At 41.8% G+C, this 26,039-nt stretch carries 29 protein-coding genes; 6 read left to right on the forward strand and 23 right to left on the reverse strand.

The features are described from left to right. Positions 1 to 122: 122 nt before the first annotated feature. Positions 123 to 338 carry a hypothetical protein gene (locus G400_RS0101590; RefSeq protein ID WP_017261897.1) on the forward strand — a complete coding sequence of 72 codons (216 nt, stop codon included), beginning with the start codon at positions 123 to 125 and terminating at the stop codon, positions 336 to 338. Positions 339 to 485: 147 nt separating this feature from the next. On the opposite strand, the gene G400_RS0101595 is transcribed toward G400_RS0101590, so the two are convergent. From G400_RS0101595 to G400_RS0101605, 3 genes are all read right to left on the reverse strand, one after another. After that, positions 486 to 1,163: a type 1 glutamine amidotransferase domain-containing protein gene (locus G400_RS0101595; protein WP_017261898.1), complete on the reverse strand. Its 678-nt coding sequence runs from the start codon at positions 1,161 to 1,163 to the stop codon at positions 486 to 488. A gap of 549 nt (positions 1,164 to 1,712) precedes the next feature. Further along, positions 1,713 to 2,063, reverse strand: a complete 351-nt coding sequence (locus G400_RS14235) for a hypothetical protein (RefSeq protein ID WP_017261899.1) — start codon at positions 2,061 to 2,063, stop codon at positions 1,713 to 1,715. A gap of 135 nt (positions 2,064 to 2,198) precedes the next feature. Continuing rightward, positions 2,199 to 2,852, reverse strand: a complete 654-nt coding sequence (locus G400_RS0101605) for a TetR/AcrR family transcriptional regulator (RefSeq protein ID WP_017261900.1) — start codon at positions 2,850 to 2,852, stop codon at positions 2,199 to 2,201. A 93-nt stretch (positions 2,853 to 2,945) separates the two neighbouring features. Here G400_RS0101605 and G400_RS0101610 point away from each other — a divergent pair, with 93 nt between their 5' ends. Continuing rightward, a complete protein-coding gene (locus G400_RS0101610; RefSeq protein WP_017261901.1) occupies positions 2,946 to 3,950 on the forward strand; it encodes an NAD-dependent epimerase/dehydratase family protein in 1,005 nt (334 codons plus the stop codon). Positions 3,951 to 4,163: 213 nt separating this feature from the next. On the opposite strand, the gene G400_RS0101615 is transcribed toward G400_RS0101610, so the two are convergent. The 6 genes from G400_RS0101615 to G400_RS14240 all read right to left on the reverse strand — a co-directional run bounded on the left by G400_RS0101615 (position 4,164) and on the right by G400_RS14240 (position 8,576). Continuing rightward, complete coding sequence (locus G400_RS0101615) at positions 4,164 to 4,697, reverse strand: hypothetical protein (protein ID WP_017261902.1); 534 nt, start codon at positions 4,695 to 4,697, stop codon at positions 4,164 to 4,166. Positions 4,698 to 4,832: 135 nt separating this feature from the next. Further along, positions 4,833 to 5,483, reverse strand: a complete 651-nt coding sequence (locus tag G400_RS0101620; RefSeq protein WP_017261903.1) for a hypothetical protein — start codon at positions 5,481 to 5,483, stop codon at positions 4,833 to 4,835. A gap of 54 nt (positions 5,484 to 5,537) precedes the next feature. Next, entirely contained in the window at positions 5,538 to 6,101 is a 564-nt protein-coding gene (locus G400_RS0101625) for a hypothetical protein (protein WP_017261904.1), read from the reverse strand. Between the two features lie 69 nt (positions 6,102 to 6,170). Next, positions 6,171 to 7,289, reverse strand: coding sequence for a DUF6287 domain-containing protein (locus tag G400_RS0101630; protein WP_152323442.1), 1,119 nt, complete (start codon positions 7,287 to 7,289; stop codon positions 6,171 to 6,173). 50 nt (positions 7,290 to 7,339) lie between these two features. Further along, positions 7,340 to 8,086 (reverse strand): hypothetical protein, encoded by a 747-nt coding sequence (locus G400_RS0101635; protein ID WP_017261906.1) that lies wholly within the window; start codon positions 8,084 to 8,086, stop codon positions 7,340 to 7,342. A 112-nt stretch (positions 8,087 to 8,198) separates the two neighbouring features. Next, complete coding sequence (locus G400_RS14240) at positions 8,199 to 8,576, reverse strand: hypothetical protein (protein WP_017261907.1); 378 nt, start codon at positions 8,574 to 8,576, stop codon at positions 8,199 to 8,201. Positions 8,577 to 8,727: 151 nt separating this feature from the next. On the opposite strand from G400_RS14240, the gene G400_RS0101645 reads away from it, so the two are divergent. Next, on the forward strand, positions 8,728 to 9,045 hold the full coding sequence (locus G400_RS0101645) for a helix-turn-helix domain-containing protein (protein WP_017261908.1): 318 nt from the start codon (positions 8,728 to 8,730) through the stop codon (positions 9,043 to 9,045). A gap of 112 nt (positions 9,046 to 9,157) precedes the next feature. Here the strand turns inward: G400_RS0101645 and G400_RS0101650 are convergent, their stop codons facing one another. The 4 genes from G400_RS0101650 to G400_RS0101665 form a co-directional block, all read right to left on the reverse strand. Further along, the gene (locus G400_RS0101650; RefSeq protein WP_017261909.1) at positions 9,158 to 9,379 is read right to left on the reverse strand and encodes a YozE family protein; all 222 of its coding nucleotides are present in this window, start codon (positions 9,377 to 9,379) and stop codon (positions 9,158 to 9,160) included. Between the two features lie 61 nt (positions 9,380 to 9,440). Next, complete coding sequence (locus tag G400_RS0101655) at positions 9,441 to 10,067, reverse strand: YpmS family protein (RefSeq protein ID WP_017261910.1); 627 nt, start codon at positions 10,065 to 10,067, stop codon at positions 9,441 to 9,443. A 43-nt stretch (positions 10,068 to 10,110) separates the two neighbouring features. Further along, positions 10,111 to 11,154 carry an SGNH/GDSL hydrolase family protein gene (locus tag G400_RS14245; RefSeq protein ID WP_017261911.1) on the reverse strand — a complete coding sequence of 348 codons (1,044 nt, stop codon included), beginning with the start codon at positions 11,152 to 11,154 and terminating at the stop codon, positions 10,111 to 10,113. Positions 11,155 to 11,347: 193 nt separating this feature from the next. Further along, complete coding sequence (locus tag G400_RS0101665) at positions 11,348 to 12,190, reverse strand: DegV family protein (protein ID WP_017261912.1); 843 nt, start codon at positions 12,188 to 12,190, stop codon at positions 11,348 to 11,350. A gap of 196 nt (positions 12,191 to 12,386) precedes the next feature. On the opposite strand from G400_RS0101665, the gene trhA reads away from it, so the two are divergent. Continuing rightward, a complete protein-coding gene (trhA, locus tag G400_RS0101670) occupies positions 12,387 to 13,028 on the forward strand; it encodes a PAQR family membrane homeostasis protein TrhA (protein ID WP_017261913.1) in 642 nt (213 codons plus the stop codon). Positions 13,029 to 13,103: 75 nt separating this feature from the next. Here the strand turns inward: trhA and G400_RS0101675 are convergent, their stop codons facing one another. The 4 genes from G400_RS0101675 to G400_RS0101690 form a co-directional block, all read right to left on the reverse strand. Next, complete coding sequence (locus G400_RS0101675) at positions 13,104 to 13,598, reverse strand: dihydrofolate reductase (RefSeq protein WP_017261914.1); 495 nt, start codon at positions 13,596 to 13,598, stop codon at positions 13,104 to 13,106. Between the two features lie 36 nt (positions 13,599 to 13,634). Then, positions 13,635 to 14,585, reverse strand: coding sequence for a thymidylate synthase (locus G400_RS0101680; RefSeq protein WP_017261915.1), 951 nt, complete (start codon positions 14,583 to 14,585; stop codon positions 13,635 to 13,637). 61 nt (positions 14,586 to 14,646) lie between these two features. After that, on the reverse strand, positions 14,647 to 16,563 hold the full coding sequence (locus G400_RS0101685; RefSeq protein WP_017261916.1) for an ABC-F family ATP-binding cassette domain-containing protein: 1,917 nt from the start codon (positions 16,561 to 16,563) through the stop codon (positions 14,647 to 14,649). Between the two features lie 63 nt (positions 16,564 to 16,626). Beyond that, complete coding sequence (locus G400_RS0101690) at positions 16,627 to 17,862, reverse strand: CCA tRNA nucleotidyltransferase (protein WP_017261917.1); 1,236 nt, start codon at positions 17,860 to 17,862, stop codon at positions 16,627 to 16,629. Between the two features lie 133 nt (positions 17,863 to 17,995). Between G400_RS0101690 and G400_RS0101695 the strand changes: the two genes are divergently transcribed. Together G400_RS0101695 and G400_RS0101700 are read left to right on the forward strand one after the other, a co-directional pair. Then, a complete protein-coding gene (locus G400_RS0101695) occupies positions 17,996 to 18,871 on the forward strand; it encodes a YitT family protein (RefSeq protein ID WP_017261918.1) in 876 nt (291 codons plus the stop codon). Between the two features lie 31 nt (positions 18,872 to 18,902). Then, positions 18,903 to 19,736 (forward strand): site-specific integrase, encoded by an 834-nt coding sequence (locus G400_RS0101700; RefSeq protein ID WP_017261919.1) that lies wholly within the window; start codon positions 18,903 to 18,905, stop codon positions 19,734 to 19,736. A 72-nt stretch (positions 19,737 to 19,808) separates the two neighbouring features. Here the strand turns inward: G400_RS0101700 and G400_RS0101705 are convergent, their stop codons facing one another. The 6 genes from G400_RS0101705 to G400_RS0101730 form a co-directional block, all read right to left on the reverse strand. Beyond that, positions 19,809 to 21,089, reverse strand: coding sequence for a tetratricopeptide repeat protein (locus G400_RS0101705; protein WP_017261920.1), 1,281 nt, complete (start codon positions 21,087 to 21,089; stop codon positions 19,809 to 19,811). 275 nt (positions 21,090 to 21,364) lie between these two features. Beyond that, positions 21,365 to 21,640, reverse strand: coding sequence for an HU family DNA-binding protein (locus G400_RS0101710; RefSeq protein ID WP_017261921.1), 276 nt, complete (start codon positions 21,638 to 21,640; stop codon positions 21,365 to 21,367). A gap of 238 nt (positions 21,641 to 21,878) precedes the next feature. Next, positions 21,879 to 23,189: a ribosome biogenesis GTPase Der gene (gene der / locus G400_RS0101715; protein ID WP_017261922.1), complete on the reverse strand. Its 1,311-nt coding sequence runs from the start codon at positions 23,187 to 23,189 to the stop codon at positions 21,879 to 21,881. Between the two features lie 146 nt (positions 23,190 to 23,335). Continuing rightward, complete coding sequence (rpsA, locus tag G400_RS0101720; protein ID WP_017261923.1) at positions 23,336 to 24,532, reverse strand: 30S ribosomal protein S1; 1,197 nt, start codon at positions 24,530 to 24,532, stop codon at positions 23,336 to 23,338. A 72-nt stretch (positions 24,533 to 24,604) separates the two neighbouring features. Then, on the reverse strand, positions 24,605 to 25,300 hold the full coding sequence (gene cmk / locus G400_RS0101725; protein WP_017261924.1) for a (d)CMP kinase: 696 nt from the start codon (positions 25,298 to 25,300) through the stop codon (positions 24,605 to 24,607). A 119-nt stretch (positions 25,301 to 25,419) separates the two neighbouring features. Continuing rightward, positions 25,420 to 26,025, reverse strand: a complete 606-nt coding sequence (locus G400_RS0101730) for a LysM peptidoglycan-binding domain-containing protein (RefSeq protein ID WP_017261925.1) — start codon at positions 26,023 to 26,025, stop codon at positions 25,420 to 25,422. Positions 26,026 to 26,039: the final 14 nt, after the last annotated feature.

The raw sequence follows: 26,039 nt of genomic DNA on the forward strand, positions 1-26,039 counted from the left end.
CTCAAATGTTTACAAAATAGCAGGCTAAAACCTTGGAAAATTTGTTTTTAAATTTCTATATTGACTACGCGAACATACATTCGTATAATTTATTTAATCGCTTACGCATGGAGGCAAATAAAATGACATCACCAAATAGCAATCAACGTTGGTTAACACAGCTTCTTTCTATCGAGCGGGGCAAAAACTTTCACCTTTCTGAATTGCCCTTCTATCAAATCGCCAAAACCGATCCAGAACGATTAGTTCAGTTTCAGCAGGCCTTTGATACCTGGATAGCTCAAACGCATGAAAAATATGTTAGCAAAGGTGCCACAAATTATTTGAGAGTTAGCTAATGCAAGAAGAAAGCGTGGAATGTACACTTACGCAAAGACACCTCATCCCTAAATATGGAATGAGGTGTCTTTGCGCCTAAATAGACTTCTCAGAATTTTTACGACATAGTTATTAGATCATTATTCTCGCTGAGGCAGTAAAATTTGTTATTGAATCTCCTTAAGCAACAATTTAGCCACCGCTCTCACGGAAAATGGATTTTGACCGGTTAGCAATCGACCATCTTTGACTGCGTATTCACTATAAGCACGCTTTTTTGAAAATGAAGCGCCACGTTCCTCAGCCACTTTTTGATTAAGAAACGGCACGACTGACTGTTTGCCAGCAATAATTTCTTCAGCATGAGTAAAACCTGTAACTGTCTTTCCGGCAATCAAGTATTTCCCCTGATCGTCCTTGATATTAAGTAATCCGGCGATTCCATGACAAACTGAAGTGACGTATCCGCCTTGATCATAAATTGCCAAAGCCAAGTGCTGCAACTCATCATTGTTCGGAAAATCCCACATTACGCCATGACCACCGGTGTAGTAGATTGCCACATAATCATCTGGATTCACTTCATTTGGGCGAAGTGTATTTGTCAGTGCACGGTGCACAAAATCGGGGGATTCATAAACAGCCATGATTGATTCATCGGTATACTTCATGCTTCGTGGATCAAGAGGTACGAACCCGCCCTTGGGACTAACATAATCGACAGCAATTTTTGCCTTGTTCATTTCATCAACGAATTCGGCGGCTTCACCTAACCAGAGGCCGGTTGGATCTTTGGTGCCTTGATAACGCGTGACGTTAGTTTCAACAATTAAGATCTTTTTCATGCTTTAGATTCCTCCACGATTACAGTCATAGTTCCTAATAAACAGTAAAACTTGTTGATGCCTTGAGACTATCCATCATGTCATCACAAATCACATTATCCGCTAAAAATTATTTTATACCAGTAATTTGCAATTCACGTTTCAACCCATGCTACATATTCAATTGAGCATATCACTCTTGAAATGCACGTTGATTCATGAGATCTACTGGCAATAAACCCATCATCATCTTTCTATTACTAATTGGATCATTCACTACAATCTGTTTACTAGCCTGTCTAAAGACGATGAGTTTTTTTCTTTTGGGACTAATGTAGTGCGTAAACAATAGATTTAAGTGCTGATACTAAAAAATGGTAAACAGTGAAATTCACCGTTTACCATTTTTAGCCTTACGATTCTTTATAAATGAAAATAAATCGGTAGTTATAGCTGAAGTGCTTTCAGCCTGCCATAAATAATAGTTTTCACGTTTCAAATGTGAAATTCAGCTCAGCCGCAAACGAGGATATAAGTGCTCAGAAATATCCATTATTGTGAACGCGCCGTTTATGCAACCCTTTTTATACTTGCCAGTAGTCGGTTGATTTCCTCTTTATCCGCCTGTGTAATGGGACTGTCCAGCAAACGCAAGATTTCCATCCCCGTGGTGATCAATTCTTGTTCTTTGCTATTGTTACTGATTAGAAAACCGACATTCAAAAAGCCAGATAATTCTTTTCTCGCCGTTTCATCGCCCGTTTCAGCCACTTCAGTCAAATGAACAATACTAGCCGCAAACTTTTTTTGTCGCGCTTTTGAGGCTCTGTGAGCCGTGTAATAAGGCAGAAAAAGTGCCACACAAACAGCTAAAATTTCTGCAAACGCGCTTACCCATTCAGACAATGGTCCAATTACCATCAAATTTCTCCTTTTAATTTCATCATGCTAAATCTGTCGATTATATATCTCATCATTGTTTAAGTCCGTTGTAACAGACGACAATGTGGTGAGTTGCTGAAACTGTATCGAACTTTTTTTGAGGCGCTTATCCATTTACTGTTCGAGTTCAATCAGTGAATAAGTTTTTCGGAATTCCGACAGAATTACTGCTTCAAATGGTTTAATAGTCTGAATATTGAAATGCTCTTTTGCCGTCGAAGTCAGTAGCCCTGCAAAGCTAAAATTAATGCCATCCTTTAAGTAGAGTTCTGCCAGATCCAACGTGATCGCCTTACTTCTTACCTGCTGAATGATTGATTGCGTTAAAGAATTTGCTTGAAAAAGGGCAAAATTTGGATCGTAAGTTGGTTCAATAAAGTCTTCTTGCTGCGCCTGTTCAACGTAGATTAACAACCTCTGAAAATAATCGTGCTCAGCGGCTCTTAACTGATACGCCAGGTCAGGATAACCATGCTGTAAGTCATTATTAAATCGATCTGTCGTTGATCCCATTAGTAATAATGAGTTCAACCAAACAGTCGCAAATGAGTCTGGCGTGAATGTGTTAGGTATTGGTCGATCAGAAATAAACTGAAGGTAGCGTGCCACAACAGCTTTAACAATCTCTTCTTTATTTTCAAAATACGAATACAGTGTTGCACGACTAACATCGATTGCTGATGCTAGTTTGCCCATTGACATTCTTTGAAAACCATCAATTAGGATGACATGATTCAATTTTATCGTTAAGTCCCTTTTATTAATCATTATTCCTTACCTCAACAAAAATAATAACACTTGTTTACATTTTAGACAATATGACGTATTATTTGTCTAAAATAAATAACGAGGTGTTTTTAAATGAAAAAAATTGTTGTATCAGGTGGATCCGGTTTTGTAGCAACTTGGGTCATTGTTGAACTGTTAAATCATCACTATGCGGTTAGTGCCAGTCTACGCTCACTAACAAAAGCGGATGGTATCCGTGAGTCAATGAGCCACTACGTACCAGCGGAAGATCTCGCTAATTTATCCTTCTTTAAGGCAGATTTAACAAGTATAGACGGTTGGAAAGCGGGAATGGAAAACGCTGACGGCGTCATTCACGTCGCATCTCCCTTAGGAAACGGCACGGAATCAACAGAAGAACTAGTCAGTGTTGCTAAGGGCGGCGTCCTGAACGTTTTACAAGCAGCAGAAAACGCAGGCATTATCCGCGTGGTCATGACAAGTTCACAAGCCGCTGCAACCCCACTTAGTACCGCCACTGGTACCTTTGATGAAAGCTTCTGGACGGATCTAAATAATCCTGAGCTGGATCCTTATCGAATTTCAAAAGTGAAGGCTGAACAAGCGGCTTGGACGTTTGCTCAAGATCATAATATCGAATTAACAACAATCTTACCAGGCGCAATATTTGGCCCAGTTATTACCAGCAATCTAAGTTCTAACGGGATCCTTTTGCAACTGCTGAAAGGTCAACCAGCTCTGCCAAAAGTACCATTGGAAATCAGTGATGTTCGCGACTTGGCGCGCTTACATCGTTTGGCGTTTGAAAAGCCACAGGCAATTGGCAAACGTTATATCGGCTCATCGCAAACGCTAACCATGTTAGAAGTGGGCAAAATTTATCAATCCGCATTCCCTTCACTTCATCTACACGTCCGCGCTTTGCCAAACTGGGCCACACGACTGCTGGCCAAGTTTATCCCTAGTTTACGATCACTGGTTCCAATGCTTAATCGTCGTTATCACCATACTGCAGCCGCCGCAGAAAATGACCTTGGATGGCAGCAACATGAGCCGCAACAAACGGTCATTGATGCTGCTAATCGACTGATTAAACTTGGTTTCGTGAAAAAATAATTGAAATGGATTCATCGCGTCTGTAGATAGGCCGGCTCTTTCCAACAACAGTTTATATCGCATGTTGGTCTAACGATGTTCGGGGATAACCCTCTACGTTTAAAATGTAAATTTTATCAAAACAACATCCCTGTTGAGTCAAAAATGAAATAATCGACTCAACGGGGATGTTGTTTATCTGCAGCTCGTGATTGCCTGTTTAGGCGTTACATTTTATTCGGCCTGTGAAACAATTTTCTTAAGTTTATTCATGTATGATTTGTTCAAATAATGACGCACTGCCTGGTCCTGAACTTTATCAATAGCAGACTGAGCGTCTGAAAGGTGCTGTTGATCGCGATGAACCGTAACCTCAGTAACGCTGTTTAGGGCTTTATGAATCTGATCAAAGCCCTTGTCTTGACTCGTAATTTCATTAATGGTTTTTGAAGCCACTGTTTGTGCTTCAGTGGCCGCATTTTTATCCTTATCAATAACAGACTTAGTTTTATGATCATTAACTGCTTTTAATTGAGTCAATGTTTTATTAACCGCACTAGTTGTATCTTCATCGGCCTTAATAGCCTGATTAGCTAACTTGTTTGCTAAATGTTTGTATGAAGAAACTCGTGTTGCACTTACACTGGTCGATGCTTGTTTTGCATTAGCGTTAGTATTAATTACACCACAAATCAACAATAGAACAACGATAATTACAACTGAGATAGCACCAAGTCTTTTTTTCAAAAAAGTACCAAGATTTGTCATATGTGATTCCTCCAATTGGATAGGTCTGATGGCAACTATAAATGTAGAAAGCGGAGCTCAAAAGTTTCAATCTTAAAAAGTGATTTCACACAATAAACAATCGTGCGGACATCTAAAGTGGTGTTTTAAAGACATCTAAAAGACACGCGTACCTTTTTCATACATCGTAGCTATTTTATTATTAGCAACGCTGACCTTATATACATCTGCATGCCTTGACATGTTTTTATTAACCGTGCATGTGTAGTCAACTTCAACTGTATAGCAGTTTTTTATATGAACGCTTTGAATAACAATAGGTGCACGAATTAATGTAAAGGTCCCAACAATACTTGAATCATCGTATTCGTCTTGTTTTCCGGGAAGTATTAATCTGTCAACAATACCCTCATTGGCGTTAAGACGCATCTTGTTAGCTCGGATACCATCCACATAACCACCAGTTGTATAATCCTGATAATCACGAAAAAATTGTTGGATTTTAGGAATCATTACGGTGGCATCGTTGTCCGATGGAATTAAACTTGGAGTATATGGGGCATCATCAGAACTTTCATCTACATTTGAAGTAACAGTCGCGTCTGTGTCCCTAGCACGACTACTGGATGCTGAACGCGATTGATCATTCACAAGAGATTTAGGTGATTGTGATGACACCGTTGCAACAGATTTAAACGGTACTGGCCAAATTGAAAAAATAAGCGACGCAGCCACTATTGTGGCTATCAGAATCAGCATGCCATAGCGGAAGACACGTAGACTAAATGGCTTAACATTCTGTTTCAAGCCAACTTACCCCTTCCATCGAATTCACGCATTTATTTAGATACAACCAGCAACCTAATTTTGAGCAAAGTATTCGGTACGATTCCCTTTTTCTGTCCAAAGAGCAATCCGATTCTTAGATTTGTCGTCCTTAAATCCATTATTAAAATTCAGTTTAGCCGTTGTTCCTTTAGGAAAAAACTTGATTGAATAACTTGATTTAACATTTTCTGAAGGATCGGGCAGAACCGTCATTGTCCCATGACCCTTTTCATATTTTGCTTTGGCACGAACATTTTCTAAAGAGAAGCGCGTATTAACAAGTGCAATATGATTATCATCAATATTGTTGCTAGTAACAGTCAATTTATCTTTTAGTTTGTTAGAGTTTCGAGTCCACTTAATTTGCTTGCCATGCGTCCGGTTTGTTACGGCCACTTCCGTCCATTTTCCCGAACTAAACCCGCCGAACTGACCATTCGGAACATCTTTAATGTTGATTTTGGGATAACTTGTTTTCTTACTTGTCGTATTAGCGGGGCTATTTTTTGCAGCATTTGCAGAAAGATCGCCTGTCATAAAAGTGATTAGTGACATCAAAATAAGTCCTGTCGCTATTGATTTCTTTTGTATGTTCATTGATTACAACCCCTGTCATTTTCAACATATATATATCATCTTCAGTCGTTTAAACCTGCTCTTAAAATCTTATTGTTGCTTAAATAATTCACTATAATTATTTGAACTATTCCAGAAGATCACACGATTGGTGCTTGTATCATCCGCAACCCCATTGTTAAATGGCATATCAATAGGCACGCCTTTGGGATAAAACTTAACCGCATAATTTGTAGGGTTATCATCATTATCTGTTGAGGCAGTCAATGTGCCATTTTCCGCAGCGTAATCAGCATAGTTTGGTGCTCCACCTTCATAAATCTGATTGCCGTTCAACAAGATATCGCCGTCAGAAATGCCCCCATTTTCAATTTTCATGTTGCTACTTAAGTCAGTTGGATCCTTTGACCATTGAAGGCCTTGTCCACCATGAAGACCTGATCCCGAAACCGCAACTTCTTCCCAGTTGCCTTTTAAAGTAGAATAATCACCGTTTTGAATTGAATTGATATCCATGGATGAAACACTTGATTTAACATCTGAACCACTAGCAACTTTATTGGGATTTGGGTGTTCAGAGCTAGCTTGCGCCGTAGAACTAGAAATACTTGAACTAACAGCTGATGAATTAGAGTTTGAACTCATCTTGTTTGAGGAACTACTAAACTGAGTAGAAGAGCTTTTACGGGTCGCACTAGACTCTTGAAAAACGTCATCCCAATCATAACCACTGAAAACTTTTCCAAGTTTTCTTCCGTTATCGCTTTTATCGTTGTACATAAAAATTTGGCGATTAATTATGAGAAGTCCGTTTTTAAAAGTAAAATTCAACGCCCTAACTTTTTTTATATCTGCATTTCGTGCACCAGCAAAATTGCCGTCTAAATTCTTAGAACTTTTAGATAGATGCATGTTCATAATGTTGCCGTCAACAGTCATTTTGCCTTCGCTAAAGGAATGACTCCCTTTTTCTTCAACATCATATTTTTTATTAGTCATGTCAGTTCGACGAATATAAAACACGTGGATTAAATCGTTTTGACCATCATTCTGACCAACAGAAAATTGATTGGAAACGTCGTAGTAGTAGGTTCCTGTCAAATCAGGTTGTGTAACTTTAGGCTTGATTTTTTGACAACCAGCGAGTAAAAAGCCCCCTATAAAAACTAGGCCGACGAGTATGCGTAAAGTACGTCTTGATTTCATCATTGAATCCTCACAAACAGAAAATAAATTATTTTTTTCAAATTACCATCAATTTAAGGCTTTAAAATTGCGTAGGCTTTACCAATTAAGTTTTCTGTATTTGGACTATCTGCCAGAACAAACGAAACTTTAGGATATGTTAGAAAATCAGTTAGAATATCAAAATGCCATTCGTAAAAATCAGTGGTATCGGATGTCGTACTTGTTTTAGCTCCTCCAACAGCTAGCCCAGTATTGCCAATTGCAGTGCCGCCACCAACAGTATTAGAGTTTGAATCCGTGTGTGTTCCAGTATGTAACCGTTCGCGAGTTACTTCTTTAATGTTGCTATTATTATAGGCAACTAGTGATCCCTGAGCCGCATTCAGATATGCGAACCGTTCTCCACTGTAAATTAAGACTTCACGGCCCGTTCTAAACCAAGACCACTGGCCGATCATTAGCTTTTTTGCCACATTGTCAGCACATAATTCAGCGTGTTCACCTTGTATTTCTCTTAGTTTTGCATTGGCATCATTTTCTGCGTTATCCAGCATGTGACCGGCTAAGCTACGTTTTGCTAAAAGGATTGCAATCACCCAAATTAAAATTCCCAAAACTGCCGACTGACCAAATGCACCCATGCCAAAAAAGATCGCGGCCCACATCGCAAACGGCCGGATTCGGCGCCACATTTTATTACTTTTCATTGACTGCTCGTATTCTTCATTTGCAGTCGCGCCTTTGTCCCAGCTATCAAAATCAGGTGTTTCCGCATAGTTAAATAAGTTCAGGTTTGCTGGTAGATTGTTTTCAGACATTATTTTCCTCACTAGTTTCTGACTTGACTAAAGTATTCAGTGATTTTCTTTAATTCTGTTCAACGCATGTCACAATAGTTAAAAATGAATAGCAACTTGTAGAGCCAAAACATTAATTATTTTTCTTGTAAGTTGTTCCTGCGAGTAATCCTTCAAGACCTGAACTCGAGTTTACAGTAAATGAATTCTTATCGGATGAAAGGGTTGCGGACAGTGTGCTACCCTTTATGGTCATTTTCAATTGATCCCCTTTTATTTGATAAGTCCCTTTATTCTCGTAGTCTTGTCCTTCATTTTCAATGACTTGATTTCCCTCGAAAGTCAAACGGTCAGTGCTTTTAGCGATAAGCAAATCTGTTGTATGTGAATATGTACCACTCAATCTTTTTGGCCTTGATATTACGACAATAGTGATAATAACCAGAATAATGACAACAATACCGGCTACTAATGAAGGTCTCTTCTTGGCCTTTGCTACTAAATTTTCCATGTTGTTCTCCCCTTAAGTGTTAGCTACTAATTATAGCGATATGCTATACCGGTAATATTAGCAAATCAAATCAAAAATATCAATATAAGCTGTACTAAGTACCATTATTTTGCATACATTTGCTTGCTACCCTGAACGGAGGGTAAAATTAATGCATATAGATTTTTTTGGTCAAAGGCTCAAATCAGTTCGGAAATCAAAACGAATGACACAAATGGACTTATCGAAACGATTAGTAGTTAGTAAAGGAACAGTATCAGCTTACGAGCAAGGATTATCCTATCCGTCACTAGAAACCTTCGTAAAAATTTGCGATATCCTGGATACATCTTCAGATTATTTGCTCGGTATTTCTGATGATTTGCCTTTTAAAATGGGTGGACTAACGGACAAACAAATGGAAAGTGTTTTACAATTTGTTTCGCTGATTGAAAAAGCAAACCGCACTATTAACAACGCAGATGCTTAGATTTCGAATTCAATTCAGGTTGCAAAATCAAAAAGATGCCACTCAAAGTTATCAAACCTTTGAGCGGCACCTTTTCATTTTGAACAAATTATTTTCGTACTAATTGTACACTCTATAATTCCGATTCCTGATACATATGCCAGGCTTCGTCGAACACATCCATACTTTGCAGATAGTTACCATTTAACTCAAGGTAGCGGGACACATCGTCAAAGTTCTGAGACTGTTTGGGAAAAGCTTGGTCTAAAAATGCATTATTAGCAAATTGAGCAACTGGTTCATAACTTTCTGCATTGCGTTGCGTCATTAGGTACTGGTAAAAACTACGTCGCATGATAGTGCTCCTTTCATTTGATCTGTTTAATTGCTGAAGTCTGACGGAAGTATCATCTTGCTTATTTAACTTCTTTATCAAACTGAGCCTTTGGAATACCTGCTTTGAAAATGTATGTGCCGCTGTTCACGTCTAATGTTTCAGCCCGGATGGCTAAAGAACGACGTGGTCCCATCTTATGCAAATCCAATAGCACCGTGTCCGTTTTAGCGTTGGCACTGACACCCTTTGGAAATTTGTAATGACGAGCGACAAATCCCATCACAAAGTGTACAGGCAATTGAAGCCGTCCAATTGCCATTCTAGAGGCATGGAGTTTAACATTACCAGATTTGGTAACACTAGGATCCATAATCAATCCGTACGTTAGTTTAACACCTAGAAATTTGGTTGTCCCGTATAGCATTGCGTGTTTATTAATCACAAAACGATAATGATACTTATTATCTTTCGTGTTGTTAATGTAGTAATCCGCAAGTGCATTCACCTGTTTAGTATTAAGCTGCACCTGAAATGTGGCATTTGATTGCTGCACTGGGCGAGTTACCTCAGCAGGCTCTGGCATCGGTTTTGTTGCTTCAACACCGACCCAGATCCCGGCAATCACAATGAAACTAATCAACGTGATTGCAGTGATTTTCCACCAGTTGCGTTGGTGTTTTGGTTTAACTTCCTGCCTTGTTTGCATACTGATTTATTGAACCTCCGTTGCGGTGAAAATGGTCAAAAATTTATTTGGGCCTCCAGGACTGATGATCCTGCATCGTCTTATACAGCGTGGCAGTCATTTTTGAATATCCCAAATGGTTCGGGTGAAAATGATCTGCCGGCGATAGATAATCATTCAATTCACCAGTAGAACCGCCAACTAGCGCCTTTTCGACATTTTGACCGTCAAAGCTATTGTTATTATTTGCTTTAGCATCCTTGGCAGCCAAAGCAGACCGCTTTGCAACAGTATCATATTGACCGTACGAAAGACGTTCGTTAATATTCATGAAATATAATTTACTGATATTGTTAGCCGTTGCTTTTGTGACCTGATTAAAGCCGGTGATATAAGTATTTAGTTGATCCACGTTGGCAAAATAAACGTAAACCGGGTTGTAAATACTAAACAAAAAGATCGGCGCATTTGTATTTAAGTTACGAACGGCTGTCAGAAGACTCAGGAGCTTTGTGGCATACTTCTGTTGAGTTGCTGCAACGACAGCATCCATCTGGGTCACAGTGGATTTGCCAGACAGAGTAGCCGCTTGTAATCCTTGCATCAAGTCGTTACCACCAACTGTCATCGTAATGGCATCTGCATTAGCAACCTGTTTTTGCATTGCTGGCGACTGATTTAATCGCTTTAAAATTTGATCGGAACGATCGCCGGCTTTTCCATAGTTATGGGTCGTTACGTTTAACTGATCTTTATCGGTCAATTTCGTTTTAATTTGACCAACGTAGCCGCCGTCCTTAGCTTGATCACCGACACCCTGCGTCAAAGAATCTCCGAGGGCCACAACGGTCACCTTTTTACGTTTGGCAGGAGTCTTACTTTTTGATTTGTTAGTCGTTTGTTTATGTGACTTGCTCGTACCCTTACTACTCGAACTGTCCTTTGAGGACGTTTTTCTGGTAACGTTAGGCGCTAACTGACTTGGTTGCGTGCGATGTTGCGGTTGCATTGTTTCATGGCTACTTTGATAAAGCCACCAGGTTGCCCCAAGTGCCACCACAATGGCGACAATTAGCAAAGCTCTAATCCACCATTTAAAAAATTTCATTGATCGCTCCTTTCTATCAATCAATCTTATGATCAATTAATTTTTTGGACGTTTGCAAACTAATAAAAAAGTTGAGGGCTAATTTCCGAAACCACCGGGAATCAGGCTCAACCAACTCGTTTTACTGACAATTAGTTGACCAGAAGAAGTAACTGGCCTGGATAAACAGTACTAATAATTTCGATGATGCTGTCTAGTCTGTGTAATACATTAATGCAAAAGCACCTTGACCTGCATGCGTTGCAATGATTGGCACCGTTTGCCGAACAACGACCGGTACGTTAGGAAACAGCTCATGAACGTGACTAGCAATTTTTTCAGCTGTCTCTGGTGCACCAGCATGAGAAACCCCGATGCTGGCGATATGACCAGCCTTCTGCATTTCTCCATAGGCCATGTCCAAAAACTTGGTAATGGTCTTCATACCGCGGCCTTTCGTGGTGACCTCAATCTTGCCATCAATCACTTCTAAACCAATTTTGATGTTCAACAAATTAGATACCAACCCAGCAGCACGGCTAATACGACCACCTGCAACTAGATTATCCAGTTTAATTACACCCATGAACAGACGTGAGTGGTCACGAACTTCAATCGTTTTAGCCACAATTTCATCAGGAGTAGCTCCGTTTTCGGCAGCTTCAGCGGCAGCCAACACCTGGAAGGCCAAACCACGGTCAGTCGTTTGCGAATCTACAACCTTGACGTTTGTAGAGGTTAATTGTGCCGCTTGGCGAGCAGCATCAACGGTGCCTGAAATTGATTCCATCATCGTAATGCAAACAACTTCTGAACCATCCTTGCCCAGTTCGTCAAACAAGTCGACAAATTTCCCCAACGGTGGTTGACTCGTCTTAGGCAACGTATCTGCATCAATCATTTTTTCCATAAATTGTTCATTAGTGATGGTTTCCCGTTCCACGTACACGGTACCATCAATCATAACGGACAGTGGGACGATGTTAATGTGATGCTCTTTAATTTCATCCTCGGTTAAACCAGCTGATGAGTCAGTTACAATTTTTACATTAGCCATAGCTCGAAATCCCACGCTTTCTAAAATCTACTCTGCACTGTTTTGAATGAGCATGCTACAATGTAGAGCATGAATGAATAAGTGTTACAAGTATAACAAACTTTGCCACTAATTTCATAAAACAGCGGGTTTCTTTGCCGATTTTATACTTTCGCAAACAACTACGGAAACCCACCGAACTGTTAGGAGTTTTAACATGCAACAACAGCATTCACGTACATATACCATCATCAACGAAGTTTTTAATGCGATCACTCACGGAATTGGATTTGGATTGGCTATTGCCGGTCTGGTGATCTTAATTATTCGCGCCGTCCACACTGGTTCTTCTTTGCGAGTCGTGACGTTTACGATCTATGGCAGTATTTTAATCCTATTCTACCTATCATCAACCTTGTTTCACGCCCTCGTGTTTACAAAGGCGAAACACGTCTTTCAGGTATTTGACCACAGTGCCATTTATTTGCTAATTGCAGGCACGTATACGCCGTATAGCCTATTGGTTATTCGAGGCGTTCGGGGATGGATCATTCTCAGTGTTATCTGGGTCATGGCGATTGCCGGCATTGTCTATAAATCTATTTGGTTAGGCCGGTTCAACATTGTCTCTACGGTTATTTACGTAGTTATGGGCTGGATGTGTCTGTTTGCCTTTCCTCAGTTGTATCACGGCTTAGGGATTACCGGTTTTTGGTTGCTCGTCGGCGGTGGTGTGGCATTTACAGTTGGCGCGATTATTTACAGTTTCAAACAAATTCCGTTTGGTCACGTCATTTGGCACCTATTTGTTATGTTTGGTTCAGCCCTCATGTATTTCTCGATCTTGTTTTACGCTTAAATGCGCCGACAAAAAATGCTATGTAAGATTCACCATCTATCGGATGTGTGACGCTTACATAGCATTTTTATTTGCTTAGGCGTGTGGACGGCGAACATACGTTAAAAACGCGTACGGCCACCGATTCTTATCGTCAGCTGCATGCTTCTCAGTGGATTGCAGTGTCCAATCATCTAAGTTGACCGCTGGCATATACGTATCACCGTCAAACGTCGCGTCAATTTTTGTAACTAGCAACCGATCTGCCATTGGCATCAGCTCTTTATATAAACGAACACCGCCAATCACAAACAACTGATCATCTGGATGATGCGTAATCCAATTAGCTAATTCAGCTAAAATGGGAAACAACAAAATTCCCGGCTGCTCAGATAAAGTTGACGACAACACAAGGTTCTTTCGGTTTGGTAACGGCTTGCCTAACGACTCAAACGTCCGTTTGCCCATAATTACCGCGTTGCCCGTCGTCCGTTGACGAAAGTAACGAGCATCGGCCGGTAAATGCCATGGTAACTGGCCGTTACGACCAATTAAATGATGCTGATCTTCGGCCCAAATTAATGTAAGCAAAACACAGTCACTTCCTGTCAAAAGTTAGTCATGGGTCTAAACGGCAACGGGCGCCTTAATTGCAGGCAATGGATCGTAATCCTTTACCTTAATATCGTGCATGTCGTAATCAAAGATACTGTCTTTTTCATCATTGAGCCATAATGTTGGGGCTTTTCGCGGTGTTCTGGACAGCTGTTCCTTAACCTGGTCCAAATGGTTGAGATAAATGTGTGCATCCCCAAGCGTATGAACGAACTCACCCACTTGTAAGTGACATTCTTTCGCAATCATCGAAGTTAACAAGGCATAACTGGCAATGTTAAACGGCACGCCTAAAAAGATGTCGCCCGAACGCTGGTACAACTGACAGGATAACTTGCCATCCGCGACATAAAATTGGAACAGCGTATGACACGGTGGCAAGGCCATGGTTGGCACATCTTCTGGATTCCATGCCGACACAATCAATCGTCGTGAATCTGGATGCTGTTTAATCATGTTGATGACATTTCCTAGCTGGTCAATTGTTTCACCCGTGGATGTCTTCCACTTGCGCCACTGCGCACCGTACACCAGACCGAGCTCACCATATTGTTTAGCAAACGTATCATCATGCAAAATCTGATCGTCAAAATGCTTTTTTTCTGTTTGATAACGTTCATTAAATTCTGGATCAACTAAGCTGCGGCGACCAAAATCGGTCATGTCAGGTCCCTTGTAATCCGCACTGTCAATATAGCGTTGAAAGGCCCATTCGTCCCAAATATGATTCTTGTGTTCGAGTAAGAACCGAATGTTAGTATCGCCATGCAAGAACCAGAGTAACTCACTTTTTATGAGTCCAAACGGTACCTTTTTAGTGGTCAATAACGGAAAGCCCTCGCTTAAATCAAACCGCATCTGGTAACCGAACGTTGACTTGGTTCCTGTGCCAGTCCGATCCGACTTAACGGTGCCGTGTTCATAAACATATCGTTCCAGTTGTAAATACGCGTCTTCCAGCATATCTTTGCTTCCTTTCACCTGATGCCTAAGCGTTAACGTCATGATAGTTCAAATAAAGCATTTATTCAGAAACAAACTGACTTAAATAATCCCAACGTTCCATGGCTTTGGTCAATTCCGAATCAGTCTCTTCAAATTGTTTTTGCAAATCGGCCAATTTACCATAGTCGGCGCCGTTCTCATTCATCTGAGTACTAATTGCCGATTTTTGTTGCTCAAGCTCATCAATTTTGCCTTCGATGCCATCCCATTCTTTTTGTTCCGCATACGTTAACTTATGTTTAGTCTTCGTTTGCGGTTCATCGGTCACGGCAGCTTCATCTTTTTTAGTAGATGACTCACTTGTTGATGCTTTTTCTTCATGTTGCCGTGTCTCAGACTGTGTCTGCTGTTGCAAGTAATCACTAAATTGACCAATAAAATGATCAATCTTGCCATGCCCATCAAACACAAGTAACTGGTCAGCAACCTTATCCAAAAAATAACGATCATGTGAGACCGTGATAACGGTGCCAGCAAATTTACTAAGGTAGTCTTCAAGGACGGTCAATGTCCCAATATCCAAGTCATTAGTCGGTTCATCTAAAAAGAGTACGTTTGGCTGTTCCATTAGTAGCTTCAACAGGTAAAGCCGACGTTTTTCACCACCGGACAATTTACGGATTAACGTGCCATGCATAAACCGTGGAAAGAGGAACTGCTCCAATAGGTTGGTTGTGCTGATCTCGTTGCCATCTTTATCAGTCACGGTCTCAGCCACTTCGTTCAGGTAACTAATAACCCGTTTATCGCCTGGAATCGGTTCAGTTTGTTGCGTGTAATAAGCAAGCTTGACGGTCTCACCAATCGTAACCGTGCCACTATCAACCGGCAGACGCTGTGCTAACACATTTAGCAAACTAGTCTTACCAGCCCCGTTAACTCCGGTAATTCCAATCCGATCACCAGCCTGAATCAATAAGTTGAAGTCATTCAATAATTTATGATCGCCAAGTTGCAAATTAACGTGTTTGGCAATGATCACTTTCTTACCCAACCGTTGCTGACCTAGGTTAATATCAACATCTTGGTCAACTTGCAAGGTATTGAGATTGTCCTTCAAGTCATTGAAATGGTTAATTCGTGCCTGCTGTTTTGTACTACGGGCCTGCGGGGATGTGCGCATCCATGCGAGCTCTTTTTTATAGAGCTGCGACTGTTTGCGGTCGGCTTCCACTTCATGTTCAACGCGTTCGGCTTTCTGCCCAACAAATGCCTGATAGTTACCTTGATATTCGTAAAGTTGGCCAAACGACAATTCAAAAATTCGTGTTGCCACGGCATCTAAAAAGTAGCGGTCATGAGTCACAACAAGAACAGCGCCACGATAACTTGCTAAATATTTTTCCAGCCAGTCAATGGAATCAAAATCCAAGTGGTTGGTAGGTTCATCCAGCAACAGTAAATCCGGCGCTTGAATCAACACTTGCGCTAATCCTACCCGTTTACGCTGACCACCGGACAATGTTTTAACCTGTTGATCCAAGTCGGTAATATGCAATTGCGTCAGAATAGTCTTGACGTTACTTTCTGCTAGCCATGCATCTTCCTGATTCATTTTTGTCTCAGCTCGTGTGTATCGAGCCAGCGCTTTTTCATCTTCCGGATGCAAACTGTATTTGGCCAACGATTGCTCATACTCACGAATGGTTGCGAATACAGGCTGCGCACCGGCAAATACCGCTTCCATAACGGATAACGAATCATCCAAGTCAGGAATCTGCCGGAGATAACTGATCCGGTAATCATTTGGTGTTTCAATTGTGCCAGAGTCCTGAGGGTCAACACCAGCAATCGTGTTCAAAAGAGATGTTTTCCCACTACCATTTGTACCAATCAGGCCAATCCGGTCATTTTCACCAATTAAAAAAGAAATCTTATCAAAAAGTGTTTTTTCACCGTAGACACTCGTTAATGCCTCTGCTCGTAATGTCTGCATGATTTATTCTCTGTCCGTCCTATCCCTATCCGTTCTCACTGACAAAATGTACAAGTGACAACGTCATTTTTTCGTCGATGCATCGTCTGTTGTCAGAATCTTTTCCTGAACATACTTAAGTAACGCATCGACGTCATTATTAACCTTGCCGTCAATAACGGCATTTTGAACTTTTTGAAGCGTTTCACCAACTGCGGGACCAGGTGTCAAACCCATTTTTTTAATCAAGTCAGCGCCACTCACAGCTAAATCATGCGGATCTTGAATGGGTAGCGCATTGTAAAGCGTCAACCATTCGTTTGGATCATCCGGACCATAGCCGCTCATTCTTGCCACATTGGTGCCTGCAGCAATCGTATCTGGTGTCATTGCAAACAACAATTGTTTGGTAACACCATGATACTGTTGAGCATAGGCCAAATGAAGCGCTTGGTTGGCTGATTTAATGATGTGATTGGCCGTTTTCCAAGCTTGCAGAAATTCGACCGTATCTGGATATGACAGCCCCAAATGAAATGCGACCATGGCCCATACTTCGACCTCGTTTTTAGGTGCCAATTCTGGCACTGTCGCAATTGTAGATAAATCAATCGTATGACCAACCAAACCGGGGCAATAATCTGCCAGTGTTGTTTGAATCATTACGGTCAACCCGCGATAAGCAGCCGTGCCCAACATCATCCGGACGAACTCATCATGAATTCGTTCAACCGCAATTTGGCTTAATAAATGTGCGTGCGTATGGATGGCCGCTAACGTTTTAGCCTCAATATTAAAGTTTAATTGACTGGCAAAACGAACTGCTCTCATCATCCGCAAAGCGTCTTCGCCAAAGCGTGCCTCTGGATCCCCAACAGCACGGATGACGCCTGCCTTCAAATCACTCAATCCATCAAACAAGTCAATAACTTCCCCGTCCTGACGAAGGGCCAAGGCATTGATAGTGAAGTCACGTCGTTTAAGATCATCTTCCAAGTGACGGACAAACGTAACTTTATCTGGACGGCGATAATCTTGATAGCCAGACTCTGTTCGAAATGTCGTTGTTTCATATCCGTTACCGTGATCTAAAATCATGACGGTGCCGTGTTCAATACCTGTGTCCACCGTTCGTTTGAACAACGCCTTGACCTCTTCTGGATATGCACTGGTAGCAATGTCCACATCATGAATAGGCTTACCTAAAATGGTGTCCCTGACAGAGCCGCCCACAAAGTAAGCCTCGTAACCGGCGGCCTCAAGCGTCGCTAAAATGGGTTGCGCACCCACGAATTCTTGCGGCAATTGTGCTAAACGCATGTTATGCCATCCCCTCATTAACTATTTACCACTCATTCTAGCAGAAATATGACCTTGATACACTATGGCTAAACTTCAATTGGTCTGCTATCTTTAGTGATAGTAAATTATTCATGGATCATCGGGGGCCATAATGAGACAAGATGAAACGATGCGGTTACGCGATTTTATTTTTATTGCGATGGGCGCAGCATTATACGCATTTGGACTAGTGTACGTTAACATTGTAAACAAACTCGCCGACGGTGGGGTTGCCGGGATTTCATTGATATTGCGGGCACTTTTTAATTTAAACCCTGCTTATACCACGTTTGCCATCAACGTACCCTTGCTATTAATCGGTTGGCGCTTACTAGGCCGACGTTCGTTTGTATACACTGTTTTTGGAATTACCATGTTATCCATATGGTTGTGGGTATGGCAACGCGTGCCCATTGTCATCAATATTCATCATGACCTGTTCATTGCGGGCGCGTTGGCCGGCATTATGGGCGGCTTCGGCTGTGGTTTAGTTTACCGTTCTGGTGGCACGCTGGGTGGTACCGATATCATTGCCCGTATTTTTGAAAAGCAGAGCGGTGTTCCGATGGGCCGTAGCCTGTTGATTCAAGATGTTGTCGTCTTGTCTGCCTCATTGGTCTACATCGACGTTGTTCACATGATGTACACATTGTTGTGTTCGTTTGTCTTTACGCAAATTGTTAACTTTACCCAGTCTGGTGCATACGCAGCCCGTGCCATTATGATTATGAGCGACAAAAATGAGGATATCGCTGCTGCCATCATTGCTGAGTTACAGCGCGGTGTAACGTATTTAGACGCTGAGGGTGGCTTTACTAACACGCCACGTAAAATGCTCTATTGTGTCATTAGCCCGCGAGAGGTTCAGACGATGCGCCGAATTGTGGAACGAATTGACGACCATGCCTTTATGTCGATCTTGCCAGTACAGCAAAATATTGGCGAAGGATTTTCATATAAGGTGGTCAAACGTCGTTCACTTTTCTAAATTTCAATTCCCATATATTTAAAGGACATTTATGACTAATCAAGTGTATCCGTACCAAACTGAATTTGAATCTCATTTAAAGCAAAATGGTTTAGCATCAACCACTATTAATCAATATCACGGGGATTTACGAGCCCTTTTTGATTACTTGATGCAGAATAATACCGGTTTCGCAACAGCACCGAAATTAACCAATATCTTCGAACACGATGTTCAGGATTATTTGAGCTATCGTCTAACGCACCACACTATTAATCCCAACACCTATAACAAGTTGCTGTCTCACCTAAATAATTACTTTAAATGGGCCTTTGGACATCACTTCATGCAAGAATTGCCAACTTTAACAATGCACGGCAAAACATTGGCAAAGCCCACCAAGGTGACGATCAAGTGGCTGGATGAACTTGGTGAAATCGTCGAGGACGGGCAATTGAGTTTTTACACACGACTCAGTCTGTTACTCATTAATCAGGGATTTACAGCTGCTGAATTTTTACAACCAGGTTTTTACAAAACATTCGCCACATTACAGTGGAAACCGTTTGAGCGGCAATTTATTCGTGCCTACCAGCGCTTTATTGCGCCACTACAAGCAAAGCAGCAATCACAGGATCTGTTTTTAAAACAACGCCTCGACCTAGAACACCCCCAGCTGACTTTACCCGCGCTACATAAGTACTTGGACGCTGATGAAGAACGCCTGGGATTCTCACTTTCGCCGCGTGCGTTGCACCAAGCATTTATTATTGTATATCTGCAACGCCACCATCATGACGACAATCAAACGCTCGCGCAGGCATTGCGGCTGACACCACAAAGTTTGCGTTATTATCAAGAACTACAGCAACAGATTCAGGCATAAGAAAAGCGATTCATCAACATGAGACCACCTATTGAGGTGTCATCATTCGATGAATCGCTTTTTAAATTATTTTTAGTAACCCTGATCTTCGTAATCTTCCAAGGCGGCAACCATTTCTTCATCCTCTGGTTGCAACTTCAGATAGTTCCGGAGCAAATTAACCGCAACTTCGGGCTGGCCCTGCTCACGGTAGAAGAAGAATGCCGGCTTTAAAAAGTCAGGATTGTCTTCAAAGTAAGGCCGTGCTGCATCATAGTAAGTTTGCGCTTCTTCATTCTTTTCCAAACGAACGTATGAAACCGCCAAATTCCAGTACACTTGTGGGTCAACTTGATCACGCTGAACGTACTGCGTGGCCAAATCGACATTTGCTAGATCGTGATGAGACTGAACGTACAAGTTGCTCAACTGAATCATGAGCGTCTGATTATCAGGATCCAGCGCTAAACCACGTTTGAGGTAATCCTCAGCAGCTTCATTTTCCTGCAGTTTAAGCGCCAAATTCGCCGCTAATCCAAAGAGGTCCTGGTTATACTCATCAACACCTAAACCTTCCTGAGCGACCTTGTAGGCTGCCTCAACCTGATTATCATCAGACAGTGCACGGGCAAGATACGGATACAGTGACGAATATGAAGGATCCTCGTCATGCAACTGTTCAAATGTGTGAATCGCCTTTTGATTATCCTTGAGCTGCGTATACACAAAACCAAGTTGAAAACGAACATCCGGTGTCATATCGGCTGTATGAATCTGCTCAAGGTACCCGGCAGCCTGTTCAAATTTACCCGAATTAGCATAAGCAACCCCAATGCGGGAAACCAAGTCCACGTCTTCCATCTTTGGAATACCACGTTTGATTAAATCCAAATAATAGTTAATTGATTTCTGATATTCACGCATCATGAAATAGAATTCACCTAGCGCAAACAACACCACGGGTTCATCTGGTGCAATTTTTTCGGCTGCTAATAATTTTTGTTCGCTAACTTCAAATAACTCTTCTGATTGATAGAGGTCAGCCGCCACTAACAGACTTTGTAGATACGCGTCAGAATCTGATGAGACTGCGTCCAAATAATTAGTTGCAGCGTCCGTATCCCCCTCATCAATCGCAATGTCGGCCAAGCTCGTTCTCAGTTCGTCCTCATCTGGGTAATCTTTTAATAATTTTTCATAGATCCGTTGCGCCTTTTTATTGAAACCTAGGCCATATAATTGTTCAGCCAAATTATACAAAGTGTCGTCATCATCTTTACGCAATGCCCACGCAAATAATTTATTTGATTTATCTACCTGACCGCTTTGTAAAGCATCGAGCATTTGAACCGAATAACTATCCGTATCACTCATGTTTCGGCCTCCTCTTAATTCCTAATATCGACATATTATTGTACCCTTATCCGGCGTTTAACACCAGCAAACGCACTGATAGTGTTGCGGTAATAGTGCGAGTATCGTTGCATCGACCAGAAACACCGCTCCCTGGGACCGGTCTCATGGCAGCATTCGATTTTGACAACCGTAAGTGCCAAGATAACCACTATCTCAAGCAAACTATGACAATTAGTTTGGGAAAAGAAAAAAGGACCCAGATTTCTCCGAGTCCTCATCCATCAAGTAATAAATTACTTAACGGCATCCTTTAAAGCTTTACCTGGCTTGAATGCAGGTACCTTGCTTGCTGGGATTTCGATTTCTTGCCCAGTTTGTGGGTTACGGCCCTTACGAGCAGCGCGTGAACGTACTTCGAAGTTACCAAAGCCGATCAATTGCACCTTGTCGCCCTTAGCTAAGCTCTTTTGAACTGAGTCAAAAACTGCATCAACAGCCTCGGTTGCTGATTTCTTGGTTAAACCAGTTGCTGCTGCAACATCGTTAACTAATTGTGCCTTGTTTGCCATGTGAGATTTCACCTCCGGATTTGGGCTTAGACGTTTAATTATGTAAACATCTAGTAGCCATCTCTGAGTGGTCCAGAAACGGCGAAACAATAACGGTCAACCGCATCATTTCAACATTCAATTTACCACACAGACATCGTTTGAACAAGCAAAAAAGTGCATTTTCCCTTGTTAAATCAGTGTTTCTGGCTATTTTTATAATGAAAGTAATTGAATCGTTCTAATTTGACTGATGCAACTACTTTCTTTGACGCGGAATTAGGTGAATTGGTGTCCCCGTAAAGTCGAACGCCTTACGAATTTGATTCTCCAAAAAACGCTGATATGAGAAATGCATCAGCTCCGGATCATTAACAAAGAAGACAAATGTCGGTGGCTGAATTGCAACTTGGGTGACGTAATAGACACGTAACCGACGCCCGTTTTGTGTCGGTGTTGGTGTTGTTGCAATTGCGTCAGTAATCACGTCATTTAACGTCGAAGACTTAATTCGTTTGCGATGGTTCTCGTTAACTTGCTTAATTAAAGCTGGTAACTTGTCCAAACGTTGGTGCGTCTTTGCAGACACGTACACGATCGGTGCATAGTCCAAATATTGGAACTGGTCACGAATCTCTGCTTCAAAATTAGCCATCGTGTAATCGTCCTTGGTCAGCGTATCCCATTTGTTAACAACGATGATAATTGCCCGGCCAGCTTCGTGTGCGTACCCGGCAACGTGCTTATCCTGTTCGCGAATACCTTCTTCAGCATTCAAAACGACCAGCACAACGTCACTCTTATCAATTGCACTCATCGCACGCATGACAGAATACCGTTCTGTGTTTTCATAAACTTTACCACGTTTACGAAGCCCAGCGGTGTCAACCATGGTAAACTCATCGCCATCGGGATCTGTAAACTTCGTGTTAACGGCATCACGAGTAGTACCGGAAACATCCGAAACGATGACCCGATCTTCGCCTAACAAAGCATTAACAATGGATGATTTACCGACATTAGGCCGACCAATCAAACTGAAACGGATACTGTCATCCTCATCGTTAGCTGCATCGGTTGGAAATTCTTTAACCACCGCATCCAATAAATCACCTAAACCAGTCCCATGAGCACCGGAAATTGGGTATGGATCGCCAAATCCAAGTGTATAAAAATCATAAATTTGTTGACGTTGTTCTGGATTATCGGCCTTGTTTACGGCTAATAAGACCGGCTTATCAGCTCTGTATAAAATCTTTGCGACCTGTTCGTCCTCGTCGGTGACACCTTCTACCGCACTCGCCAAAAAGACGATTACGTCAGCTTCATCAATCGCAATTTCTGCCTGTTCGGTGATTTGCACACTAAACGGTTGATCTGACAGATCGATCCCACCAGTATCAATCAAATTAAAGTGACGACCGAGCCACTCGGCAGATGAATAAATACGATCACGGGTAACCCCCGGCGTATCTTCCACAATGGAAATTCGATCACCAACTAAACGGTTAAAAATAGTGGATTTCCCGACGTTTGGTCGGCCAACAATGGCCACTGTTGGATTAGCCATAGCTTTCCTCCTGTTCTTGTTCAATATCGTGTCCTAGTGTACGCAATTGTCACATATTTCGCAACAATCCGCCCGCTAGAAGACATCGCATTACCATAAAAAAAGATTCCCCCAAAACGGAGGAATCCATGGTAGCTTAATTCAACCTATTTGTTTAAATCGTTACCAGTCAGATCACCAATGGTGAAACCACCATCATCATCGCTTGAGTAATTTTGAACGTCATTACGGGAAGCACCACGATCTTCGTGTTCTTCGTGGTTATTTTCACTGGCTGGCTTTTCTTCCAATGCCTTGATGGATAAACCGAGACGTTGTTGTTCAGGATCAACATTCAGAACCTTAACCTTAACATCTTGTCCAACCTTCAACACATCATTTGGCGTAGCAATGTGTTCGTGAGAGATTTGTGAAATGTGAACTAAACCTTCAACACCTGAGAACACTTCAACAAATGCACCGAAGTCAGTCAAACGACGAACAGTTCCATCAAGAACGGCACCAACCGGAGCCTTTTCTTCGATGTCATCCCAAGGACCAGGTTGTGTTTGCTTCAAGGATAATGAAATCCGTTGACGATCAGGGTCAACATTCAATACCTTAACCTTGATTTGTTGGCCAACCTTTAAGACATCGCTTGGCTTATTAACATGCTCGTATGAGATTTCGGAAACGTGAACTAAACCATCCACACCACCAAGGTCAACGAACGCACCAAAGTCAGTCATACGTGCAACTGTACCTTCAACAACGTCTCCAGCGACAAGAGTTGCAAATAATTCTTCACGCTTTGCCTTGTTTTCTGCTTCAACAATGGCACGGTGAGACAAAATCAACCGATTTTCGCTTGGTTCGATTTCCACAATCTTAAACGTTAATTTTTGACCCTTGAATTGGTTTAAATCTTCAACGTAGTGATCAGAAACCATCGATGCGGGAACAAATCCACGAACACCAGCATCAACAACTAAGCCACCCTTAACCACTTGTGTAACAGTAGCATCCAAATTGTCGCCGCTTTGGTATTCCTTTTCAATGTTGTCCCAAGCCTTGCGGGCTTCCAAACGACGTTGTGATAACAGGTAACTGCCGCCTTCTTTATCGTTGCCAATTCGTGAAATGACAACTAAGTCCAGGACGTCGCCAACTTTTAATGAATCTGAATCAGAAGTTAATTCCTTTACTGGTACGACACCTTCAACCCCAGTGTCGCCGATACCAACAATTGCTTGTCGGTCTTCGTCAAGGGCCAATACTTCACCCTTAACGACATCGCCAATGTTTACTTGGCCTGCGTTATTTAACGCATCTAATAATTCTTTGTTGTCTTCGCTTTCGCTCATCAAAAAATCCTCCTAGTGACAATATCTATTTAACATAATAATCGAATTACCGACGAAATACCAGTAATAAGCCTAACCTTGATGATTTAAATATTGATCAACGGTCTTTGAAATTTGTTCGACCACTTGCTTAACCGACAGTGAAGTCGTATCTAAACGTTGAGCATCCTTGGCCTGAACCAATGGTGACGTCTCCCGATGAGAATCTTTGTAATCGCGAGCCTGAATTTCCTCTTCCAATGTCTCAAGTGAAACCTCAATGCCCTTACTCTGATTTTCCAAATAACGTCGCTGTGCACGTTCCTTAACGCTGGCAACCAAGAAAATTTTTACTTGGGCATGGGGCAAGACCGTTGTGCCAATATCACGGCCATCCATTACAATACCACCTGCCGCAGCAATCTTTTGCATTTGCGCAGTTAAGGCAGCCCGCACTTGCGGTAATGCAGCTACTGTTGAGACATTATTAGTAACGTTCTCACTACGGATTGCCTTTGTGACATCCTGATCACCTGCAAAAACGAGTTGATCCGGCGAACCAGCCGCAAAATGAATCGGTGTCTTATCGACAACGGCCATTACAGCGAGTTCATCATTTAGTTGAACATTCTGTTGCAGTGCGACCCATGTAATCGCCCGATACATTGCACCTGTGTCAAGATAAACGTATCCATATTTGGCGGCCACGAGTTTAGCAACCGTACTTTTCCCAGCTGAAGCCGGGCCATCAATGGCAATCTGAATGCCATTTACAGCAGAATCATTCATGCTTGTCCTCTCCTATACACATTCTCGAACCTTATCATTATACCGAATGTTGAAACACAAAAAAATGTCTCAGTTTAGGTTATTACTAAAATGAGACATTTCTTAGTTTAATTTCATTGTTATTTAACACGCAGCTTCTGTCCTGGTGCAACTTGTGACGAACTTGAAAGTCCATTTAGTGTTAACAGTTGCTGCAAAGACAATCCGTTATTAACTGCGACACGGTACAAACCCTGACCAGCTTCGACTGTGACATATTTATTGCCACTATCTGAGCTACTAGAACTACTTTGGCTTGAAGACGAACTGGTGTCATCTGAGCTAACAGTATTATCGCTGGATTGTGTCGTGGCTACAGAACTACTGTCATCTGTGACACTACTGACGGATGTTGTATCAGTCGAACTCGTGGTGTCACTAACTGAGCTCACAGAAGATGACTTGCTTGAGGCTGTCTTTTTTTTTACAGATGAACTACTCGTTTTTTTCTTAGATGAGGAGACCGACACGGCCGCGCTCTGAGGATGATTGAATGTATTCATGTGAGCCAGGTAATACCAGGTTGGTACTGCGGCTAACGCAATGATAACCAGGACAAGCAATGCTGTAATTAATGAATTATGGCTGTTACGCTTGCGGTTAGCTGTACGAGATACTTCACCGTTATCCTCCGAAAACTTTTTGTCCCAAGGCTTTTGTCCTTGAGGGTCGTTATTTTGACTCATGACGTTTCCTCCCT

Origin of the sequence: Furfurilactobacillus rossiae DSM 15814 (genome assembly GCF_000428925.1) — a bacterium.
Lineage (GTDB): Bacteria > Bacillota > Bacilli > Lactobacillales > Lactobacillaceae > Furfurilactobacillus > Furfurilactobacillus rossiae.

What these genes read in the sequence shown, in the direction of transcription:
- G400_RS0101590 (WP_017261897.1), top strand. Translation starts at nt 123, where the DNA reads ATGACATCACCAAATAGCAATCAACGTTGGTTAACACAGCTTCTTTCT.
- G400_RS0101595 (WP_017261898.1), bottom strand. Translation starts at nt 1,163, where the DNA reads ATGAAAAAGATCTTAATTGTTGAAACTAACGTCACGCGTTATCAAGGC.
- G400_RS14235 (WP_017261899.1), bottom strand. Translation starts at nt 2,063, where the DNA reads ATGGTAATTGGACCATTGTCTGAATGGGTAAGCGCGTTTGCAGAAATT.
- G400_RS0101605 (WP_017261900.1), bottom strand. Translation starts at nt 2,852, where the DNA reads ATGATTAATAAAAGGGACTTAACGATAAAATTGAATCATGTCATCCTA.
- G400_RS0101610 (WP_017261901.1), top strand. Translation starts at nt 2,946, where the DNA reads ATGAAAAAAATTGTTGTATCAGGTGGATCCGGTTTTGTAGCAACTTGG.
- G400_RS0101615 (WP_017261902.1), bottom strand. Translation starts at nt 4,697, where the DNA reads ATGACAAATCTTGGTACTTTTTTGAAAAAAAGACTTGGTGCTATCTCA.
- G400_RS0101625 (WP_017261904.1), bottom strand. Translation starts at nt 6,101, where the DNA reads ATGAACATACAAAAGAAATCAATAGCGACAGGACTTATTTTGATGTCA.
- G400_RS0101630 (WP_152323442.1), bottom strand. Translation starts at nt 7,289, where the DNA reads ATGATGAAATCAAGACGTACTTTACGCATACTCGTCGGCCTAGTTTTT.
- G400_RS0101635 (WP_017261906.1), bottom strand. Translation starts at nt 8,086, where the DNA reads ATGTCTGAAAACAATCTACCAGCAAACCTGAACTTATTTAACTATGCG.
- G400_RS14240 (WP_017261907.1), bottom strand. Translation starts at nt 8,576, where the DNA reads ATGGAAAATTTAGTAGCAAAGGCCAAGAAGAGACCTTCATTAGTAGCC.
- G400_RS0101645 (WP_017261908.1), top strand. Translation starts at nt 8,728, where the DNA reads ATGCATATAGATTTTTTTGGTCAAAGGCTCAAATCAGTTCGGAAATCA.
- G400_RS0101650 (WP_017261909.1), bottom strand. Translation starts at nt 9,379, where the DNA reads ATGCGACGTAGTTTTTACCAGTACCTAATGACGCAACGCAATGCAGAA.
- G400_RS0101655 (WP_017261910.1), bottom strand. Translation starts at nt 10,067, where the DNA reads ATGCAAACAAGGCAGGAAGTTAAACCAAAACACCAACGCAACTGGTGG.
- G400_RS14245 (WP_017261911.1), bottom strand. Translation starts at nt 11,154, where the DNA reads ATGAAATTTTTTAAATGGTGGATTAGAGCTTTGCTAATTGTCGCCATT.
- G400_RS0101665 (WP_017261912.1), bottom strand. Translation starts at nt 12,190, where the DNA reads ATGGCTAATGTAAAAATTGTAACTGACTCATCAGCTGGTTTAACCGAG.
- trhA (WP_017261913.1), top strand. Translation starts at nt 12,387, where the DNA reads ATGCAACAACAGCATTCACGTACATATACCATCATCAACGAAGTTTTT.
- G400_RS0101680 (WP_017261915.1), bottom strand. Translation starts at nt 14,585, where the DNA reads ATGCTGGAAGACGCGTATTTACAACTGGAACGATATGTTTATGAACAC.
- G400_RS0101685 (WP_017261916.1), bottom strand. Translation starts at nt 16,563, where the DNA reads ATGCAGACATTACGAGCAGAGGCATTAACGAGTGTCTACGGTGAAAAA.
- G400_RS0101690 (WP_017261917.1), bottom strand. Translation starts at nt 17,862, where the DNA reads ATGCGTTTAGCACAATTGCCGCAAGAATTCGTGGGTGCGCAACCCATT.
- G400_RS0101695 (WP_017261918.1), top strand. Translation starts at nt 17,996, where the DNA reads ATGAGACAAGATGAAACGATGCGGTTACGCGATTTTATTTTTATTGCG.
- G400_RS0101700 (WP_017261919.1), top strand. Translation starts at nt 18,903, where the DNA reads ATGACTAATCAAGTGTATCCGTACCAAACTGAATTTGAATCTCATTTA.
- G400_RS0101705 (WP_017261920.1), bottom strand. Translation starts at nt 21,089, where the DNA reads ATGAGTGATACGGATAGTTATTCGGTTCAAATGCTCGATGCTTTACAA.
- G400_RS0101710 (WP_017261921.1), bottom strand. Translation starts at nt 21,640, where the DNA reads ATGGCAAACAAGGCACAATTAGTTAACGATGTTGCAGCAGCAACTGGT.
- der (WP_017261922.1), bottom strand. Translation starts at nt 23,189, where the DNA reads ATGGCTAATCCAACAGTGGCCATTGTTGGCCGACCAAACGTCGGGAAA.
- rpsA (WP_017261923.1), bottom strand. Translation starts at nt 24,532, where the DNA reads ATGAGCGAAAGCGAAGACAACAAAGAATTATTAGATGCGTTAAATAAC.
- cmk (WP_017261924.1), bottom strand. Translation starts at nt 25,300, where the DNA reads ATGAATGATTCTGCTGTAAATGGCATTCAGATTGCCATTGATGGCCCG.
- G400_RS0101730 (WP_017261925.1), bottom strand. Translation starts at nt 26,025, where the DNA reads ATGAGTCAAAATAACGACCCTCAAGGACAAAAGCCTTGGGACAAAAAG.